The sequence below is a fragment of the Hymenobacter coccineus genome, assembly GCF_001816125.1.
In the GTDB taxonomy this organism is placed as follows: Bacteria; Bacteroidota; Bacteroidia; order Cytophagales; family Hymenobacteraceae; genus Hymenobacter; species Hymenobacter coccineus.
Genome location: NZ_MDZA01000029.1, coordinates 1 through 15,227 on the forward strand (window position 1 = coordinate 1; position 15,227 = coordinate 15,227).

General features: G+C 64.1%; 16 protein-coding genes and 1 pseudogene. 5 read left to right on the forward strand and 12 right to left on the reverse strand.

Annotated elements, in window-relative coordinates:
- Window positions 1-140: 140 nt before the first annotated feature.
- The 4 genes from BEN49_RS02475 to BEN49_RS02485 form a co-directional block, all read right to left on the reverse strand.
- Window positions 141-632, reverse strand: coding sequence for a dihydrofolate reductase (locus BEN49_RS02475; protein ID WP_070740288.1), 492 nt, complete (start codon window positions 630-632; stop codon window positions 141-143).
- 135 nt (window positions 633-767) lie between these two features.
- A complete protein-coding gene (locus tag BEN49_RS02480; protein ID WP_498366022.1) occupies window positions 768-1,541 on the reverse strand; it encodes a methionyl-tRNA formyltransferase in 774 nt (257 codons plus the stop codon).
- The gene (locus BEN49_RS31260; RefSeq protein ID WP_498366023.1) at window positions 1,538-1,687 is read right to left on the reverse strand and encodes a hypothetical protein; all 150 of its coding nucleotides are present in this window, start codon (window positions 1,685-1,687) and stop codon (window positions 1,538-1,540) included. The genes BEN49_RS02480 and BEN49_RS31260 overlap by 4 nt, the downstream gene beginning before the upstream one ends.
- Window positions 1,688-1,882: 195 nt before the next feature.
- Window positions 1,883-3,103, reverse strand: coding sequence for an exo-beta-N-acetylmuramidase NamZ family protein (locus BEN49_RS02485; protein ID WP_070740291.1), 1,221 nt, complete (start codon window positions 3,101-3,103; stop codon window positions 1,883-1,885).
- An 82-nt stretch (window positions 3,104-3,185) separates the two neighbouring features.
- Between BEN49_RS02485 and BEN49_RS02490 the strand changes: the two genes are divergently transcribed.
- On the forward strand, window positions 3,186-4,403 hold the full coding sequence (locus tag BEN49_RS02490; RefSeq protein WP_070740293.1) for an ABC transporter permease: 1,218 nt from the start codon (window positions 3,186-3,188) through the stop codon (window positions 4,401-4,403).
- Window positions 4,404-4,498: 95 nt separating this feature from the next.
- On the opposite strand, the gene BEN49_RS02495 is transcribed toward BEN49_RS02490, so the two are convergent.
- On the reverse strand, window positions 4,499-5,182 hold the full coding sequence (locus BEN49_RS02495; protein ID WP_083325698.1) for a peptidoglycan DD-metalloendopeptidase family protein: 684 nt from the start codon (window positions 5,180-5,182) through the stop codon (window positions 4,499-4,501).
- A gap of 171 nt (window positions 5,183-5,353) precedes the next feature.
- Here BEN49_RS02495 and BEN49_RS02500 point away from each other — a divergent pair, with 171 nt between their 5' ends.
- The 3 genes from BEN49_RS02500 (at window position 5,354) to BEN49_RS02505 (ending at window position 8,345) form a co-directional block, all read left to right on the forward strand.
- Window positions 5,354-6,328: an FAD-binding oxidoreductase gene (locus BEN49_RS02500; protein WP_239691786.1), complete on the forward strand. Its 975-nt coding sequence runs from the start codon at window positions 5,354-5,356 to the stop codon at window positions 6,326-6,328.
- Complete coding sequence (locus BEN49_RS29150; RefSeq protein ID WP_239691787.1) at window positions 6,231-6,455, forward strand: 2Fe-2S iron-sulfur cluster-binding protein; 225 nt, start codon at window positions 6,231-6,233, stop codon at window positions 6,453-6,455. The genes BEN49_RS02500 and BEN49_RS29150 overlap by 98 nt, the downstream gene beginning before the upstream one ends.
- A 147-nt stretch (window positions 6,456-6,602) precedes the next feature.
- Window positions 6,603-8,345, forward strand: coding sequence for a M3 family oligoendopeptidase (locus tag BEN49_RS02505; RefSeq protein WP_070740296.1), 1,743 nt, complete (start codon window positions 6,603-6,605; stop codon window positions 8,343-8,345).
- 82 nt (window positions 8,346-8,427) lie between these two features.
- Here the strand turns inward: BEN49_RS02505 and BEN49_RS26530 are convergent, their stop codons facing one another.
- The 3 genes from BEN49_RS26530 to BEN49_RS02515 form a co-directional block, all read right to left on the reverse strand.
- Window positions 8,428-8,607 (reverse strand): hypothetical protein, encoded by a 180-nt coding sequence (locus tag BEN49_RS26530; protein ID WP_125916436.1) that lies wholly within the window; start codon window positions 8,605-8,607, stop codon window positions 8,428-8,430.
- A 142-nt stretch (window positions 8,608-8,749) separates the two neighbouring features.
- Window positions 8,750-9,070: a hypothetical protein gene (locus tag BEN49_RS02510; protein WP_125916438.1), complete on the reverse strand. Its 321-nt coding sequence runs from the start codon at window positions 9,068-9,070 to the stop codon at window positions 8,750-8,752.
- Between the two features lie 127 nt (window positions 9,071-9,197).
- Window positions 9,198-9,824: a hypothetical protein gene (locus BEN49_RS02515; protein ID WP_125916440.1), complete on the reverse strand. Its 627-nt coding sequence runs from the start codon at window positions 9,822-9,824 to the stop codon at window positions 9,198-9,200.
- A 374-nt stretch (window positions 9,825-10,198) separates the two neighbouring features.
- Here BEN49_RS02515 and thiL point away from each other — a divergent pair.
- Window positions 10,199-11,226, forward strand: a pseudogene (thiL, locus tag BEN49_RS02520) (thiamine-phosphate kinase).
- Window positions 11,227-11,371: 145 nt separating this feature from the next.
- Here thiL and BEN49_RS02525 read toward each other — a convergent pair.
- The 4 genes from BEN49_RS02525 to BEN49_RS02535 form a co-directional block, all read right to left on the reverse strand.
- Window positions 11,372-11,746 (reverse strand): hypothetical protein, encoded by a 375-nt coding sequence (locus tag BEN49_RS02525; protein ID WP_070740305.1) that lies wholly within the window; start codon window positions 11,744-11,746, stop codon window positions 11,372-11,374.
- The gene (locus BEN49_RS26535) at window positions 11,719-12,183 is read right to left on the reverse strand and encodes a hypothetical protein (RefSeq protein WP_125916442.1); all 465 of its coding nucleotides are present in this window, start codon (window positions 12,181-12,183) and stop codon (window positions 11,719-11,721) included. Before BEN49_RS26535 ends, BEN49_RS02525 begins: the two co-directional genes overlap by 28 nt.
- Before the next feature lie 8 nt (window positions 12,184-12,191).
- Entirely contained in the window at window positions 12,192-13,604 is a 1,413-nt protein-coding gene (rlmD, locus tag BEN49_RS02530) for a 23S rRNA (uracil(1939)-C(5))-methyltransferase RlmD (protein ID WP_070740308.1), read from the reverse strand.
- A 200-nt stretch (window positions 13,605-13,804) separates the two neighbouring features.
- Window positions 13,805-15,130: a T9SS type B sorting domain-containing protein gene (locus BEN49_RS02535; RefSeq protein WP_070740311.1), complete on the reverse strand. Its 1,326-nt coding sequence runs from the start codon at window positions 15,128-15,130 to the stop codon at window positions 13,805-13,807.
- Between the last annotated feature and the right edge of the window lie 97 nt (window positions 15,131-15,227).

A 15,227-nucleotide genomic window follows, 5' to 3' on the forward strand; every position in this document is an offset into this window, starting at 1 on the left:
ACTCTTGCATTGCCCCGGGGCCGCTGTTTTCTTATAAGAGTGCGACGAAGCCCTTCGGGCAATTCGCCGGACCACCCCCGTTTCGGACCACCGCCCTGGGGCCCCAAAGCCTGCCAACGCGCAGCCGACAACCAAACGCTTCAGCGGCGGCGCAGCGTCACGAAGCTGAAGGCGTAGGGATTATCGGCGTCGGCTTCGTGCCGCTCGCGGGTTTCCTCGCGCCAGGTGGTGGGGGAAAGGGCAGGGAAGGTGGCGTCGCCCTCGAAGGCGTGGTGTACTTCGGTGAGGTGCACCACGTCGGCCGCGTTCAGGGCCTCGCGGTAAATTTCGCCGCCGCCGATGACGCACACCACTTCGCCGTCCAGCTCCTGAGCGCGGGCCAGGGCCCCCAGCACCGATGCCACGGCCTCGCAGCCGGGCGCGGCCCAGCCGGCCTGGCGCGTCACTACTAGGTTGGGTCGCCCCGGCAGGGCCCGGCCGATGCTGTCGTAGGTCTTGCGGCCCATCACCACCGGGTGGCCCAGGGTAAGGGCCTTGAAGTGCTGCAAATCAGTCTTCATCCGGCCCCAGGGCAACTGCCCGTCGCGGCCGATTACGTCGTTGTCGGCCACGGCCACTACCAATGCTACCATTGTTATTTAACAGTTATCAATTAACATTTAACAAGTAATAAGGTCAAAAGCAGTTGGCATAAGCCATTTAAATGCACTGATGAGCCAAGTGGAAATTCGGGCCCCCAGCAGCTGTTAAATGATAAATGCTCAATGTTAAATGACCTTATTGCCCCGTAAAAACTCCTCTACGCCGAGGCGCTTCTTGCCCTCGGCCTGAATGTCGAGCAGATCGAGCCAGCCGTCGGCGGCGCGCACGCGCAGGTAGTGGCGGCCGTCGGTGGCCCAGGTACCGGGCGCTTCGTCCGAGCCGGCGGGCAGGGCTTCGGCGCGGAATATTTTAAGAATGCGGCCATCGGGCAGCGGCGCGAAGGCCGCGGGGGCGGGTGCGAGGCCGCGCACCAGGTTCACCAAATCGACGGCCGACTGGGTGAGGTCGAGCCGGCCGGTTTCCTTGCTGATTTTGGGGGCTGGGCGCAGGTCGCCGTCCATTTGCTGGGGCAGGCTGGGAGCGGTGCCGGCGGCCAGGGCCTCCACCGAGCGGCGCGCCAGCAGGGCCCCGGCGTGCTTGAGCTTGGTGTAGAGCGTGCCAAAATCATCCGCTGGCGCGATGGCCACGCGGTCCTGGAAAATCAGGTCGCCGGTGTCGATTTCGTGGCGCAGGAAAAAGCTGCTCACGCCGGTTTCCGTTTCGCCCCGGATGAGGGCCCAGTTGATGGGCGCCGCGCCGCGGTACTGCGGCAGCAGCGAGGCGTGGATGTTGATGCTGCCCAGCCGCGGCATGGCCCACACCGCCTCGGGCAGCATCCGGAAGGCCACCACCACTTGCAGATCAGCGCCGTAGCTTTTTAATTCGGCTTGGAATTCGGGCGATTTTAGGTTGGTGGGTTGCAGCACGGGCAGGCCGTGGCCCTCGGCGGCGGCCTTCACGGCCGAGGCCTGGAGCTGGCGGCCGCGCCCCGCGGGCCGTCGGGGGCCGTAACGACGGCCACCACCCGGCCGCCGGGCCAGCCCAGCAGCGCCTCCAGGGTGGCCACCGCAAAGTCGGGCGTGCCCATAAAAATGATGTTCAGCATGTGGGAAAGAATGGTGAGTTGGGTAGTGAATGAATGGCGCGCGCGTTGGGTGGTGGGTGGCCCGAGCTGCCGGCTTTTCGCCGGCTGCCCGGTAATCGCCCGGGCCCCGTGGTATGGTTGAGCTGCTGCCGGGGCCCTGCCAACAACCGCAACGATTAGCGGGCAGCCGGCGAGAGCCGGCAGCCCGCCCCGACCTTACCGCTCCGGATACAGCAAATACTTCTGGCGCATTTGCTTGAACTGGCCCAGCCCGGGCTCCCAGGAGGCGCGGATTTCGGCCTCGGTTTTGCCGGCGATGATCTGCGGGCGCATGGCTACCGTGCCGCTCAGCTCCTCAAAACGCTTGTTGAAAAAATGCTCCTTGTCGGTGCTTTGCTTATAAAAATCGAGCAGGTACTGCACCGAGAAGCCAGTGGGCGGTACCGGGGCCCCGCGCAAATCGAGGCCGTAGCAAAGCTGGCCATTGAGCGGTGGGGTGGGCGAGCCGGCGTTGGGCTGGGGCGTGAACGAGAACGGCCGGCTGGCCGGCTGCGTGGGGCCCCCAATGGCCTCGAAGGGGATATCGGTGCCGCGGCCCACGCTGATGTTGGTGCCCTCGAATAAGCAGATGGTGGGGTAGAGGGCCACGGCGTGGGGCGTGGGCAGGTTGGGCGAGGGGCGCACGGGCAGGGCGTAGGGCGTGGCGTGGGTGTAGCCGGGGCCCAGCGGCACCACCGTGAGGGGGCAGCGCCGGCCGCCGGCCAGCCACTTCTCGCCGTTTATCATGCCCGCCAGCTCGCCCACCGTGAGGCCGTGGGCGATGGGCAGCGGGTCTTGGGCCACGAACGAAACGAAGGCGGGCTCGCGCACGGGGCCGTCCACGGCTGCCCCGTTGGGGTTGGGCCGGTCGAGCACGATGACGGATTTGCCCTGCTCGGCGGCGGCTTCCATCACCAAGTGCAGCGTGCTGATGAAGGTGTAGAACCGGGCCCCCACGTCCTGAATATCGAAGATTAGCACGTCCACGTCGGCCAGCATTTCGGGGGTGGGCTTCCGGGTTTTGCCGTACAGCGAGCGCACGAGTACTCCGCTGCGGGCATCGCGCCCGTCCTGGATGAGGGCCCCGTCGGCGGCCTCGCCGCGGAAGCCGTGCTCGGGCGCGAAGATGGCCGCCACGTTCACGCCCCGGCTGCGCAGCGTGTCCACGAGGTAGGCGTTGCCCACGCAGCTCGACTGGTTGACGACCAGGCCCACGCGCTTGCCTTGCAGCAGCGGCAGGTACTTGGCCAGCTGGGCGGCGCCCACCACCGGGCTGGCCGGCTCGGGGGCGGCTGGGGCCCCCGCTGCCGGCTGGGCCGCGGTAGGCCCTGGCGCGGCGGGGCAGGTGCGCAGTGCCAGTAGCAAGGCCAGAAATGGAAGGGAAACGGGGGCGGGCATGGCGGAAAGGGCGTTAGTTTGCGTGGAAAAGCGAAAATTCCGAGTTCGGGGGTGCGCAATCTGCGTAGCTTTACGGCACTGCATGAACGTTGCCCGCTACATATCGCACAAAATCGACGGCGGGGCTGATTCCGGCTCCTTCACTTCGTCGGTCACAAAAATAGCCATCATCAGCATCGCCATGGGGCTGGGCGTGATGATTGTGTCGTTTGCCATCCTGCAAGGGTTTCGCAACGAGATTCAGAGCAAGATTTTCTCGTTCGGGGCCCACCTCCAGGTGTCGCGCTACGACACCAACAATTCGCTTGAAGTGGCGCCCATCGGGGCCCCGTCCGTTGAGAAGCGCCTGCACCAGTTCCCGCAGGTGAAAACGGTGCAGGCCTACGCCTACAAAACGGCCATCATCAAAACCCCCGACGAGGTGCTGGGCGTGGTGATGAAGGGCATCGACGAGAAGGAGGGCCAGTCGCCCATGCGCCAAAACCTGGTGGCGGGCGAGTTTCTGCACTTCCCCGCCGACTCGGCCAGCACCGACGTGCTGCTCTCGCGCAAGATGGCCAACAAGCTGAACCTCAAGGTGGGCAGCGCGGCAGTTTTTTACTTTATTCAGAACCCGCCCCGTATCCGGCGCCTCCGGGTGAGCGGCATTTACCAAACCGGGCTCGACGAGTTCGACGATGCCTACGTGGTGGGCGACATCCGCCAGATTCGGGAGCTGAACGCCTGGCCCGACTCGCTGGTGGGGGGCCTGGAAGTGGTGCTCAAAGACTTCAAGCGCCTCGACCGCACCGCCGACCAGCTCTACGAGGCGCTGCCTTACGACCTGAAAATCGACAAGATTACCGAGCAGTACGCCCAGCTTTTCGACTGGCTGCAATTGCTCAACCGCAACGTCATCATCTTCTTGGTGCTCATTATTTTCGTGGCCACGTTCAACATGGTGGCCACCATTTTTATCATGATTTTAGAGCGCACCAACATGATTGGCGTGCTGAAGGCGCTGGGGTCGACGGACAACCAGATCCGGCGGATTTTCTTCTTCCGGGGCCTCTCGCTCACGGTGCGCGGTATGCTCATCGGCAACGCTGTGGGGCTGGGCTTCTGCGCCATCCAGTACTTCTTCAAGGTCATTCCCCTCGACCCCGAGAACTACTACATGGACCGCGTGCCAATTTTCTGGGACTTCAAAGTGCTGCTCATCCTCAACGTGGCCACCTTCGGCACCACGCTACTGGCCATCCTCATCCCCACGTACTTAATCTCGCGGATTAAGCCCGTAGTGGCCATCAAGTTCGACTAATTGAACGGCTGTAGCGCGGACTTCAAAGTCCGCGCTACATTCCGCAACAACGCAACGATTACCGGGCAGCCGGCGGAAAAAGCCTAGCGTCCACGCTACAGCAGGGGCGAGCGCAGCAGCAAGTTGGGGTCGGGGCAGCGGGCGGCCCACTGGGCGCGCTCGTCGGGCCGGGCCACGCCGGGAAAGTCGCCTTGGCGGCCTTGCAGGTCCAGCATTAGTTGGAAGTGCAGGTGCGGGGGCCAGTCGCCGTTTTCAGGATAGGGCCCCACGGTGGCGAAGGTTTCGCCAGCGGCTAGGGCCTGGCCGGGGCGCAGGGCCCCCCACTCGGCGCGGCCCAGGTGGCCGTAGAGGCTGTAGAAGGTAGTGCCGGCCAGCTCGTGCTCCAAAATAACGGTGGGGCCGTAGTCGCCGAAATTGTTGTTGTCGGCCAAGCTGTGCACGGTGGCAGGCAGCGGCGCGGCCACGGGCGTGCCGGCGGGCACCCACACGTCCACGCCCAGGTGCAGGGAGCGGACCCCCTCGGCCGCCCCAAAATGGGCGCTGCGGCGGTAGATGACGCGGTTTTCGAGGTAGCCGCCGAGGCCGGCGGTGGCGTGCTGGGCGGCCAGCATTTGCTGCACCAGCGCGTCGAAAGCCGGCGTGTCGCGCAGGGCCTCGGGGGTGAGGAGCGGGTTGGCGGCGGTGAAATCGAGGCGGGCGGCGCTGGGGGCCCCCAGGGGCACGGGCACCACCGGCGCGGCCGGGGCCAGCGCCAGGGCGCGGAGGAAAGGAGTGGGCATGGGCAAAATTTTGGCGCGGGGGCCCCGACGGCAAAACCCCCGGGGCCGCGGCAAGTTACCTTTGGGGCCCGGTTTTGCGCCGGCTGCTGCCCGCCCCGTGGGGGCCCCGGCGGCCCGGCCAATCCCCGGCCGCCTCTTTCCCGTATCCATTCCCTCCGCTACTATATTAAGATGTACCAAACCCTGACCGTTGTTGCGCTGACTCAGGAAACCCCCGATGCCATCACCATTCACCTGGAGCGGCCCGACCGGCAGCCCGTTGCGGCCCAGCCCGGCCAGTTCCTGACCCTGATCCTGCCCTGCGGGCCCGGTGGCAAAAAGGAGCGCCGCGCCTACTCGCTCAGCAGCACCCCGCACGAGGCCCCGCGCCTGGCCGTGACGGTGAAGCGGGTGCTGGGCGGCCTGATGAGCAACTACTTGCTGGATACCGTGCGCGTGGGCCAAGAAATTGAAGTGATGAACCCGCTCGGCAACTTCACCCTCAAGCCCAGCCCCAAGGCCGCCCGCTCGCTGGTGCTGGTGGGCGCCGGCTCGGGCATCACCCCGCTCATGGCCATGCTGAAGGCCGTGCTGCACGGTGAAGCGGCCAGCCACGTGCTGCTCATCTATGGCAACCGCAACGAGGAAAATGTCATTTTCAAAGACCAGCTCGCGCAACTGGAAGCCAGCAGCCGCGGCCGCCTGCAAGTGGAGCACGTGTACAGCCAGCCGCTGCGCCCCGGGGGCCCCCACCAGCACACCGGCCGCCTCAACCGCACTACGCTGCTGCGCATTTTGGAGCAGCGCCACCAGTTTCCGGCCGAGCAGGCTGAGTATTTTCTCTGCGGCCCCGAGGGGCTGATGACGGAGGCGCGCGCTGCGTTCGACCTGCTGGGCGTGCCCGAGAGCCGGGTGCATTGGGAGAGCTTCACGGCCTCGACCAGCACTTTTGAGGAAGCAGCCGTGGCGGCGGCGCGCGCACGGCGATGTGTCGGCCAACCCGGCCGATGCGCCCGCCGGGGCCCGGCGCGTCACGGTGCAGTACGAAGGGGCCGAGTACGTGGTGGCCGTGCCCGCCGGCACCACCATCCTCGACGCGGCCCTCGACCAGGACATCGACCTGCCCTACTCGTGCCAGGCGGGGGTGTGCACCGCCTGCCGCGGTAAGTGCTTGAGTGGCAAGGTGCACCTCGACGAGCGTGACGGCTTATCGGATTCGGAACTGAAGCTAGGCTACATCCTCACCTGCGTGGCCCACCCCCAAACCGACGACGTGGTGATTGAGATAGGCTAGGGGCCCCAGGCAACTTTTTGCCTGGGCTAAGAGTTTGCAGGCCTTCGCCGGCCAGCCCCGGGGCCCTATTTTGTGGAATATTGCAGATATTGCATACCGCGCCGGCCGCGCTCACCCGCGCCCTCACGACGCTTACTTTTTCTTCTGATGATTCAATTTGCTGAACCCTCGGCCGCCTCGGCCACCGACACCCAGCGGCCCCCGCGCCACTACGTGCCCGAAGATTTTCAGGTGACGGACTGGGCCGCGCTGGAGTCCTACTTCCAGGAGTTGGCGGCCCGCCCCGTGGCTTCGGCTGATGCGCTGGAACGCTGGTTGCTCGACCGCTCGGAGCTAGAGGCCGTGCTGAGCGAGGACCTGGCCTGGCGCTATATCCGCATGACCTGCGCCACCCAGGACGCTGGCCGCTCCGAGGCGTTCCAGTACTTCGTGAACGAGATTGAGCCCCGCGTGGCCCCCTACGACCACGCCCTGAACGAGAAGATGCTGGCCTCGCCTTACCTCGGCGGGCTCGATGAGGCGCGCTACGGCGTGTTTCTGCGCTCGGTGCGCCGGGCTTCGGAAATTTACCGGGCCGAGAACATCCCGCTGAAAACCGAAATCAGCACCAAGCAGCAGCAGTATGCCGCCACCGCCGGGGCCATGACCGTGACGCTCGACGGCGAGGAGCTGACCCTGCCCCAGGCCGCCGACCGCCTCAAAAGCCCCAACCGCGCCGTGCGTGAAACCGCCTGGCGCGCCGTGCAGCAGCGCCGCCTGCTCGACGCCAAAAGCCTCGACGCGCTGTTTACCGAATTGGTGGGCCTGCGCCACCAGGTGGCGTTGAACGCCGATTTTAGCAACTTCCGCGACTACATGTTTGCCGCGCTGGGCCGGTTCGACTACACGGCGCAGGATTGCTTCAACTTCCACCGCGCCATCCGCGAAACGGTGGTGCCGCTGATTGACGACCTCGACCTGGAGCGCCGCCAGGACCTGAACCAGCCCGCCCTGCGCCCCTGGGACCTCGACGTGGACCCCAGCGGCCAGCCGCCGCTGCGCCCCTTTGCCACCGGCGAAGAGCTGCTGGAAAAGACCATCGCTGTGTTCCAGGCCCTCGACCCGTACCTGGGCGATTGCCTGCGCACCATGCGCCAGATGGGCCAGCTCGACCTGGAAAGCCGCAAGGGCAAAGCCCCCGGCGGCTACAACTACCCGCTCGACGAAACCGGCGTGCCGTTCATTTTCATGAACGCCACCAGCAGCCTGCGCGACGTGGTGACGATGCTGCACGAAGGCGGCCACGCCGTGCACAGCTTCCTCACGCGCCACCTGGCGCTGGGCGCCGACAAGCACCCGCCGTCGGAGGTAGCCGAGCTGGCTTCGATGAGCATGGAGCTGATCAGCATGGACCACTGGGACGTATTTTTTGAGAACCCCGCCGACCTGCGCCGGGCCAAGAAAACGCACCTGGAGAGCGTGCTTGAAACCTTCCCCTGGGTGGCCACCATCGACAAGTTCCAGCACTGGGTGTACGAGCACCCGGCGCACACCGAAACCGAGCGCCACCACCGCTGGACGGAAATCTTCGACGAGTTCAACCAGCGCACCGTGGACTGGCGCGGGCTGGAGGGCATCAAGCCCTACCTGTGGCAGAAGCAGCTGCACCTCTACGAAGTGCCTTTCTACTACATCGAGTACGCCATGGCGCAGCTCGGGGCCATTGCCGTGTGGCGCCACTACCGCCAAAACCCCGCCGAGGGCCTGGCGGCCTACAAGCGGGCCCTAGCCCTGGGCTACACCGCGCCCATCGGCCAGATTTACGCCGCCGCTGGCATCCGCTTCGACTTCAGCACCGACTACCTGCGCACCCTGGCCGACTTCGTGCGCGAGGAGATGGCCGCTTTGTAAGCGCATCGGGGCCCCCTAATGCACGAGCGTCCGGAGTATTCCGGGCGGCTCGTTGCATTAGGGGGCCCCGGGGCCGGGCCGTTTAGTGCCGGCTATAGCGGCCGTACCGGTCGTGATGATCGTGCCGGCCGTGGTGGTCGTCGTACTGGTCATGGCGGCCGTAGCCGTAGCCGCGGCGCGGCTCGCGCACCACGCAGGAGGAAAGGCCAAGGCTGACAAGTACTACCAGGGGCAGGAGCCGCCGCAATATGAAATGTAACATGGCGGAGGAAATTGATAAGATGGATGGAAAAAATAGCAATAACTCGTTATCGCCTAGCCAACCATCATGCCAAACCGCTGCGCCCACCGGGCCCCGGTGCAACCGCCGCTACCATGCCCCAGCCGGGGCCCCCACACGCCCGCTACCGGGCCGCCTCAATGCAGGTAACTGTCACCGACTGGCCCGCCATGCAGGTTGTCATCACGCCCGCCAGCGGCGTGTAGCTGATGGTAACGCGCTGGCCCGCAGTGGATGCGAAGCCCTGCCACACCGGGCCATTGGGCAGCAGGCGTACCCCGCCGGCCAGCTCCAGCACCTTCCCGCAGCCGTCGAGGCCGCTGAGGTCGCGCACGGTGGCGGGCGTGGTGCAGGCCGCGGCGCTGGGGCCCCGGTGGCAGGCCGCGCCCGCCGTCGCAATGGTTAGCAGCACGGCGGCGCGTAATGATCTGGTGGGTAGAAGCATGATTTACAGTAGCTCGGACTTTGTAGTCCGAGTGTGAGCGTAGCGAACGGTGCCGTTGCTGCGAGCAAGATGCTCGCTGCGCTCGCGCTCGGACTACAAAGTCCAAGCTACGTACTTGTAAGGCGAGTTACTGCGGGGACGCCAGCTCGAAGATGGGCAGCGGCTGCGGCGCCGGGTACTTGCCGCCGAAGTGGGCCACGTCGGCCTGGTGCAGGGCCAGGTAGGCGTTGTACTGCTTGGCGGCGCGGTCGTACTGAATGCGGAAGCTGGCCACGCCGGCGTCGAGCTGCTGGAGGCCTTCCACGAAGTTGCGGGCGTTTTCGGTGGGGGCCCCACCGACGGGCGCGGCCACGGGGTAGAGGGCGTGCAGCAGCGAATCCTGGGCGGCGTCGTAGGTGTCGATCTGGGCCGAGGGCAGGTTGGTTTGGGTGTAGCGCCGGGCCTTGAGGCGGTCGTTGGCGGCGGCCAGGGCCCCCAGCTGCGTGGGGTTGGACCCGGGCTGCTGCTGCAACTCGCGCAGCAACAGGCGCGTGATGCCGATTTTCTGGTCGTCGCTGGCCACCATGGCCTGCCACTTGGCGTCGGCCGAGTCGCGCAGCACCGTCAGCTGCGATTGCACGGCCGTGGCCGAGGCGGGGTCGGCGGCGGAGCGGGCGGTGCCGCCGTCGCGCTTGCACGAGGCGGCGCAGGCCACCACGATTAATAGGGCCCCGAAAATGGATTTAAGAGAAGCGGAGCGAAACGGGCGCGGCATAGCGGCGGGCGGATAGAGGTGTGAACGGACAACGACAAAGGTAGCCGCCCGGTATCCGCGGGGAAGATAGGAAGTGTGGAGAATGTAGGATTATGTGGAGAATTTGGGGAGATGTGAAGGAATGCGGGGAAATGTGGGAGAAGGTTAGGAATGCAGGAGAATGCACGTTGTGGCGTCGCTCACCTGTACCACCAAGCTGTGCTTGGTCTCGCGTATGGGGCCCTGGGGCAAAACCAAGCACAGCTTGTGGTACGGGTCGCATTCCCCCCCGGGCCCTGGCTAAACGCCCCTGGGGCCCCAGCCAAACGCCCCGGGGGCCCCGGCCGTACCTTTGGGGCCGGGCCGCCACCGGCCCATTTCCCCGCGCTCTGCCCATGTCCGACCTCACCCCGCTCCACGCCCTCGGCGAATTTGGCCTCATCCGCCGCCTTCAGCAAAAAATTACCCTGCGCCAGCCCGGCACCGTGCTCGGCATCGGCGACGACGCCGCCATCCTGGCCCCTACTGCCGGGCAGGAAGTGGTGATGACCACCGACCTACTGGTGGAGGGCGTGCATTTCGACCTGTCGTTTTGCCCGCTCAAGCACCTGGGCTACAAAGCCGTGGCCGTGAACGTGTCCGATATTGCCGCCATGAACGCCCTGCCCACCCAGCTGGTGCTGGGCCTGGCCGTGCCGTCGCGCTTCTCGGTGGAAGCCATTGAGGAGCTGTACGAAGGCGTACGCTTGGCCTGCGAGGCCTACAACGTTGACCTGGTGGGCGGCGACACCACCAGCACCCGCACCGGCCTCACGCTGGCCATCACGGTGCTGGGCGAGGCCCCCGCCGGCCAGGCGTGCGCCGCTCGGGCGGCAAGCCCACCGACTTGCTCTGCGTGAGCGGCGACCTCGGCGGCGCCTACATGGGCCTGCAAGTGCTGGAGCGCGAGAAGCAGGTGTTCCTAGCCGACCCCGAGGCCCAGCCCGAACTAGATAATTATGAGTACGTGGTGCAGCGCCAGCTCCGCCCCGAGGCCCGCCTCGACGTGGTGCACGAGCTGCGCGAAATGGGTCTGACCCCCACCAGCATGATCGACGTGTCCGATGGCCTGGCCTCGGAAGTGATGCACCTGTGCGCCGCCAGCGGCACGGGGGCCCGGGTGTTCACCGACAACATTCCGGTGGCCAACCCCACGCTCGAAGCCGCCGCCGAGTTCAACCTCGACCCGCTCACCTGCGCCCTCAACGGCGGCGAGGACTACGAGCTGCTCTTCACGCTGCCCGTCACGGCCTACGAAAAAATCAAAAACCACCCCGAAATCACCATCATCGGCCACCTCACCGACAAGGACGACGCCGTGAACCTCGTCACCAAAGCCGGCCAAGCCGTGCCCCTGCAAGCCCAAGGCTGGAAAGCTTTTTAAGGCAGGAGTCACCAATTCCGCTCCCTGTCATCCTGAACGCAGTGAAGGATCTGAGGACAGCAAAACGGCGTGCAGTAATTAATTGCTGCAAACCGTTCTACTGTCCCCAGATCCTTCACTGCGTTCAGGATGACAGAGAAGAAAACTAATCCTCCGGGTAAGGCACAAACACGAATTTCGTGAACTCCTCATCCAATACAAACAGGCAGCAAAACTCGTCGGAGTTTTTATAATGCTCCTCGAAACTCTCGATGCCATCGGCGCCAATAATGCCTTGCTGAATAAATAATTCGACGTAGCTGGCGTACACGTGCCACTGCAAATTCAGCTCGTCGGCATTCACCAGCAGGCTGCCCAGCGGCACCTCCTGCTTGGCGAACACGAAGATGGGATACTTGCTGATGTTGCGCTTGCGAATCTGGTACGACGCCTCCTTCAGCGTATCGGATACGGTGGCAAAATCCTTGGTGATGGTGCCGAGGTATTTGCCGTTCAGTTCAGGGTCGTTGAAGTAATCCATTGTTTTCTGATTTGAAGGCTAGGTTTCCAAATGCCGTAAAAAACTACGCCATATACAAAGCCATTAATAGCTGCTTCAATGAAAAATAAAATTAAACGTGTATTCCAATAAGAACGAAAAATTATAATTAACGCGGCAGCAGGAATGCTAAAAATTAATGTTCCGTATAGTGATAATAATATTGCAAATTTTAGCCTGCTTGTTGAAAAAAAAGACTTTTTAATCCATGAAGAATCTTTGCCCCAAGTCAGAGATTCCCATACAAAAATGATGTTAGCTAATAATGAAAATACGAATGAAAATGAGCCAAATCGAATAATCCAATATGTCAAAACTGGCGTTTGATAAATTATTGGATATAGTACATTGAAAGAAATATTTGCAATGAACCAGCTTACAATCATCGAGATAAATGCGGCAAGATTATAGGTTTTCATAAAACGAATTACCGTAACTCCAGCAGCACCACGTTTTCCACGTGGTGGGTGTGGGGGAACATGTCCACTGACTGCACGCGGGTTACGCGGTAGGCGGGGTCTAATAGTTCCAGGTCGCGGGCCTGGGTGCCGGGGTTGCAGCTGATGTAGACGATGCGCGGGGTGCGCAGCTCTAGCAGGCGCTGCACCACGTCGGGGTGCATGCCGGCGCGGGGCGGGTCGGTGATGATGAGGTCGGGGCGGCCGTGGGTTTCGGTGAAGGCAGCGGTGAGAATGTCCTTCATGTCGCCGGCGTAGAATTCGGTGTTGGTGATGCCGTTGATTTCGGCGTTCACGTGGGCGTCGGCCACGGCCTGCTCCACGTACTCCACGCCGATGACCTTGCGGGCCTTTTTGGCCACGAAGCTGGCGATGGTGCCGGCCCCGGTGTAGAGGTCGTACACCAGCTCGGTGCCCTGCAAATCGGCGAAGTCGCGGGCCACTTTGTAGAGCTGGTGGGCCCCGGCGGAGTTGGTTTGGTAGAACGACTTGGGGCCGATGCGGAAGCGCAGGCCTTCCATGTCCTCCTCGATGTAGGGCTTGCCACGGTAGCACACCACTTCCAGGTCGTGGAAGGTTTCGTTGCCCTTGTCGTTCAGCACGTAGTTGAGCGACGTGATTTCGGGGAACTTGGCCAACACCGCATCTAGCAGCGGCTCGATGGCGTCGTCGGCGCGGTAGCACTGCAAAATCACCATCGTTTCGCCGGTGCTCTGGGCCGTGCGCACGATGAGGTTGCGCAGCAGGCCGGTTTGGCGCACCAGGTTGTTGAAGGCCAGGCCGTGCTGGTGGGCGTAGTCGCGGATGAAGAGGCGGATTTCGTTGCTCGGCTCGGGCTGCAACCAGCAGTGTTCCACGTCGATGATCTTGTCGAACCGGGCCGGGGTGTGGAAGCCCACCACCTCGCGGTTGTAGGTGCGCGAGTCGTCGTTGATCTGCTCCGTGGTCAGCCAGCCGTTGTCGCTGAACGTGAATTCGAGCTTGTTGCGGTAGTAGGTGCGGGCCGGCGAGGGCAGGATCTGGGCGATTTCGGGCAACTCGACTTTGCCGATGCGGGTGAGCTGGTCGTCCACTTGCTGCTGCTTGTAGCGCAGCTGAGCGTCGTAGCTCAGGTGCTGCCACTTGCAGCCGCCGCAGGTGCCGAAGTGCTGGCAAAAGGGCTCCACCCGCAGCTCCGAGTACTGGTGGAATTTCGTGGGCACGGCCTCCAGGAAGTTCTTCTTGGCCTTCGTCACGCGCAGGTCCACCACGTCGCCGGGGGCCACTTGGCTCACGAAAATCACCAGGTTCTCGAGGCGCACCAGGCACTTGCCCTCGGCCACCATGTCCTGGATTTTGACGTTGCGCAGCAGTTCGGCGGGGATATTTTTGAATTTGCTCATAAGGAGCCGCAAAAATAACCCCCGGAATGTCCGAACCGCAGATTAAGTGGATTTAACGGATTGTCTGAACCGCAGATTAGGCAGATTTAACGGATAAGAACGGATTCCTTAAGGCCACCTTGGGGGCCCCAGGGGACTTGGTTAGCGCCTCCTACAATCCGTTCTTATCCGTTAAATCCACTTAATCTGCGGTTCAAGACTCATTTTACCACTTCTACCCAGCCCTTGGTGCTGCTGCCGTCGGCCAGCTTGAAGAGGTAATAGTACTTGCCCGGGGCCACGTCGGGAGCGTCGCCCCAGGTGTTCTGGTAGTTGGTGGTGGCGTACACCTCGCGGCCCCAGCGGTTGAAAATGGTGAGCGAGTTGCCGGGGTACAGGGCCACGTTGTCAATCACGAGGCGGTCGTTGCGGTTGTCGCCGTTGGGGGTAATGATATTGTAGAACGCCAGCGGGTTAGCGAAGCTCACCAGCGCCTCGTTGGAGTTCGAGAGCAAGGGAGTGGCGTCGGTGCTAAATGCTATTACGCGGAAGTTCTGGGCGAAGCCCGCGCCGTCGCTGCTCGTTTCCGGGGCCCCGTTGGAGAGGGTGTAGGCGAGCGTGGTGGCCGGCACGGTGGCCAGCAGCACGGCCGGGGCCCCGTCGAGGCGGCGGTAAACTCGGTAGCCGCTTACCGAAAAGCCTACGTAGGGGTTCCAGCGGAGGGCCACGCTGCCTTGGCTGAAGCCGCCCGCGCCGGCCGTGGCGGTGGCTTGCAGGCGCACGGTTTGGGCCACGGCGGTGGTCAGCACGGTGCCGCAGCCGTTGGCAATGGTGAGCTGGTACTCGTAGGAATTGGCGCTGGCGTCCACCGCGTTGGCATCGGCGTAGGTGGTGGCGGTGGGGCCCACGGTGCCCACCACGGCAAAGGCCCCGGTGCCCGCCACGCGGCGCAGCACCTGCACCTGGTTGGGCGTGTTGGTGCCGTTGGGTACGCTGAAGGTGAGGAGGATGCGGGCGTTGCTGGCCGCATCCACCGAGGCCGTGGTGAGGTTGATGGAGGGCTGGTCGAGCAGAATATTCAGGCTGGAAACCGCCGTGCCCGTGCAGCCAAAGGCCGACGTTTCCACCACGCTCAGCGAGCGGCTGAGGGCCCCCAAGGTGAAGAATACCGTGACCTGGGCCGTGCCCTGCCCACTGATGAGGGTGCCGCCCACCACTGCCCACTGGTAGGTAGCCGTGGCGCTGGCCCCCGCCACCGTATAAGTGCCGGTAAAGGCCTGCGACGAATCGCAGATAAAAGCCGGCCCGTTGATGGTGCGCTGGAGCGGCAGCGGGTTCACGGTGATGAGCACCGAATCGCGCCCGGCGCAGCCCTGGGGCGAGGTGCCCGTCACCCGGAGTTTCACCACGATGGGGGCCCCAGTAGTGTTGGCAGCCGTGTACACGGGCTGGGCCGCGGTGGCGCTGCTCAGGCCCGCGGCCGGCGTCCAGGCATAGGTGAAGCCGGGCTGGGCGGGGGCCCCAGCGTCACGGGCTGGCCGGCGCACACGGTGGCGGCCGCGCCCGCGCTCACCACCGGCACGGGGCTGATGGTGACGGCTACGGTGCCGCTGGCCGTGCAGCCGGTGGCCAGCGTGGCCGTGA

Excerpts from the sequence above, each read along its gene's own strand:
- BEN49_RS02475 (WP_070740288.1), bottom strand. The coding sequence starts at position 632 with ATGGTAGCATTGGTAGTGGCCGTGGCCGACAACGACGTAATCGGCCGC.
- BEN49_RS31260 (WP_498366023.1), bottom strand. The coding sequence starts at position 1,687 with ATGCTGAACATCATTTTTATGGGCACGCCCGACTTTGCGGTGGCCACC.
- BEN49_RS02485 (WP_070740291.1), bottom strand. The coding sequence starts at position 3,103 with ATGCCCGCCCCCGTTTCCCTTCCATTTCTGGCCTTGCTACTGGCACTG.
- BEN49_RS02490 (WP_070740293.1), top strand. The coding sequence starts at position 3,186 with ATGAACGTTGCCCGCTACATATCGCACAAAATCGACGGCGGGGCTGAT.
- BEN49_RS02495 (WP_083325698.1), bottom strand. The coding sequence starts at position 5,182 with ATGCCCACTCCTTTCCTCCGCGCCCTGGCGCTGGCCCCGGCCGCGCCG.
- BEN49_RS02500 (WP_239691786.1), top strand. The coding sequence starts at position 5,354 with ATGTACCAAACCCTGACCGTTGTTGCGCTGACTCAGGAAACCCCCGAT.
- BEN49_RS02505 (WP_070740296.1), top strand. The coding sequence starts at position 6,603 with ATGATTCAATTTGCTGAACCCTCGGCCGCCTCGGCCACCGACACCCAG.
- BEN49_RS26530 (WP_125916436.1), bottom strand. The coding sequence starts at position 8,607 with ATGTTACATTTCATATTGCGGCGGCTCCTGCCCCTGGTAGTACTTGTC.
- BEN49_RS02510 (WP_125916438.1), bottom strand. The coding sequence starts at position 9,070 with ATGCTTCTACCCACCAGATCATTACGCGCCGCCGTGCTGCTAACCATT.
- BEN49_RS02515 (WP_125916440.1), bottom strand. The coding sequence starts at position 9,824 with ATGCCGCGCCCGTTTCGCTCCGCTTCTCTTAAATCCATTTTCGGGGCC.
- BEN49_RS02525 (WP_070740305.1), bottom strand. The coding sequence starts at position 11,746 with ATGGATTACTTCAACGACCCTGAACTGAACGGCAAATACCTCGGCACC.
- BEN49_RS26535 (WP_125916442.1), bottom strand. The coding sequence starts at position 12,183 with ATGAAAACCTATAATCTTGCCGCATTTATCTCGATGATTGTAAGCTGG.
- rlmD (WP_070740308.1), bottom strand. The coding sequence starts at position 13,604 with ATGAGCAAATTCAAAAATATCCCCGCCGAACTGCTGCGCAACGTCAAA.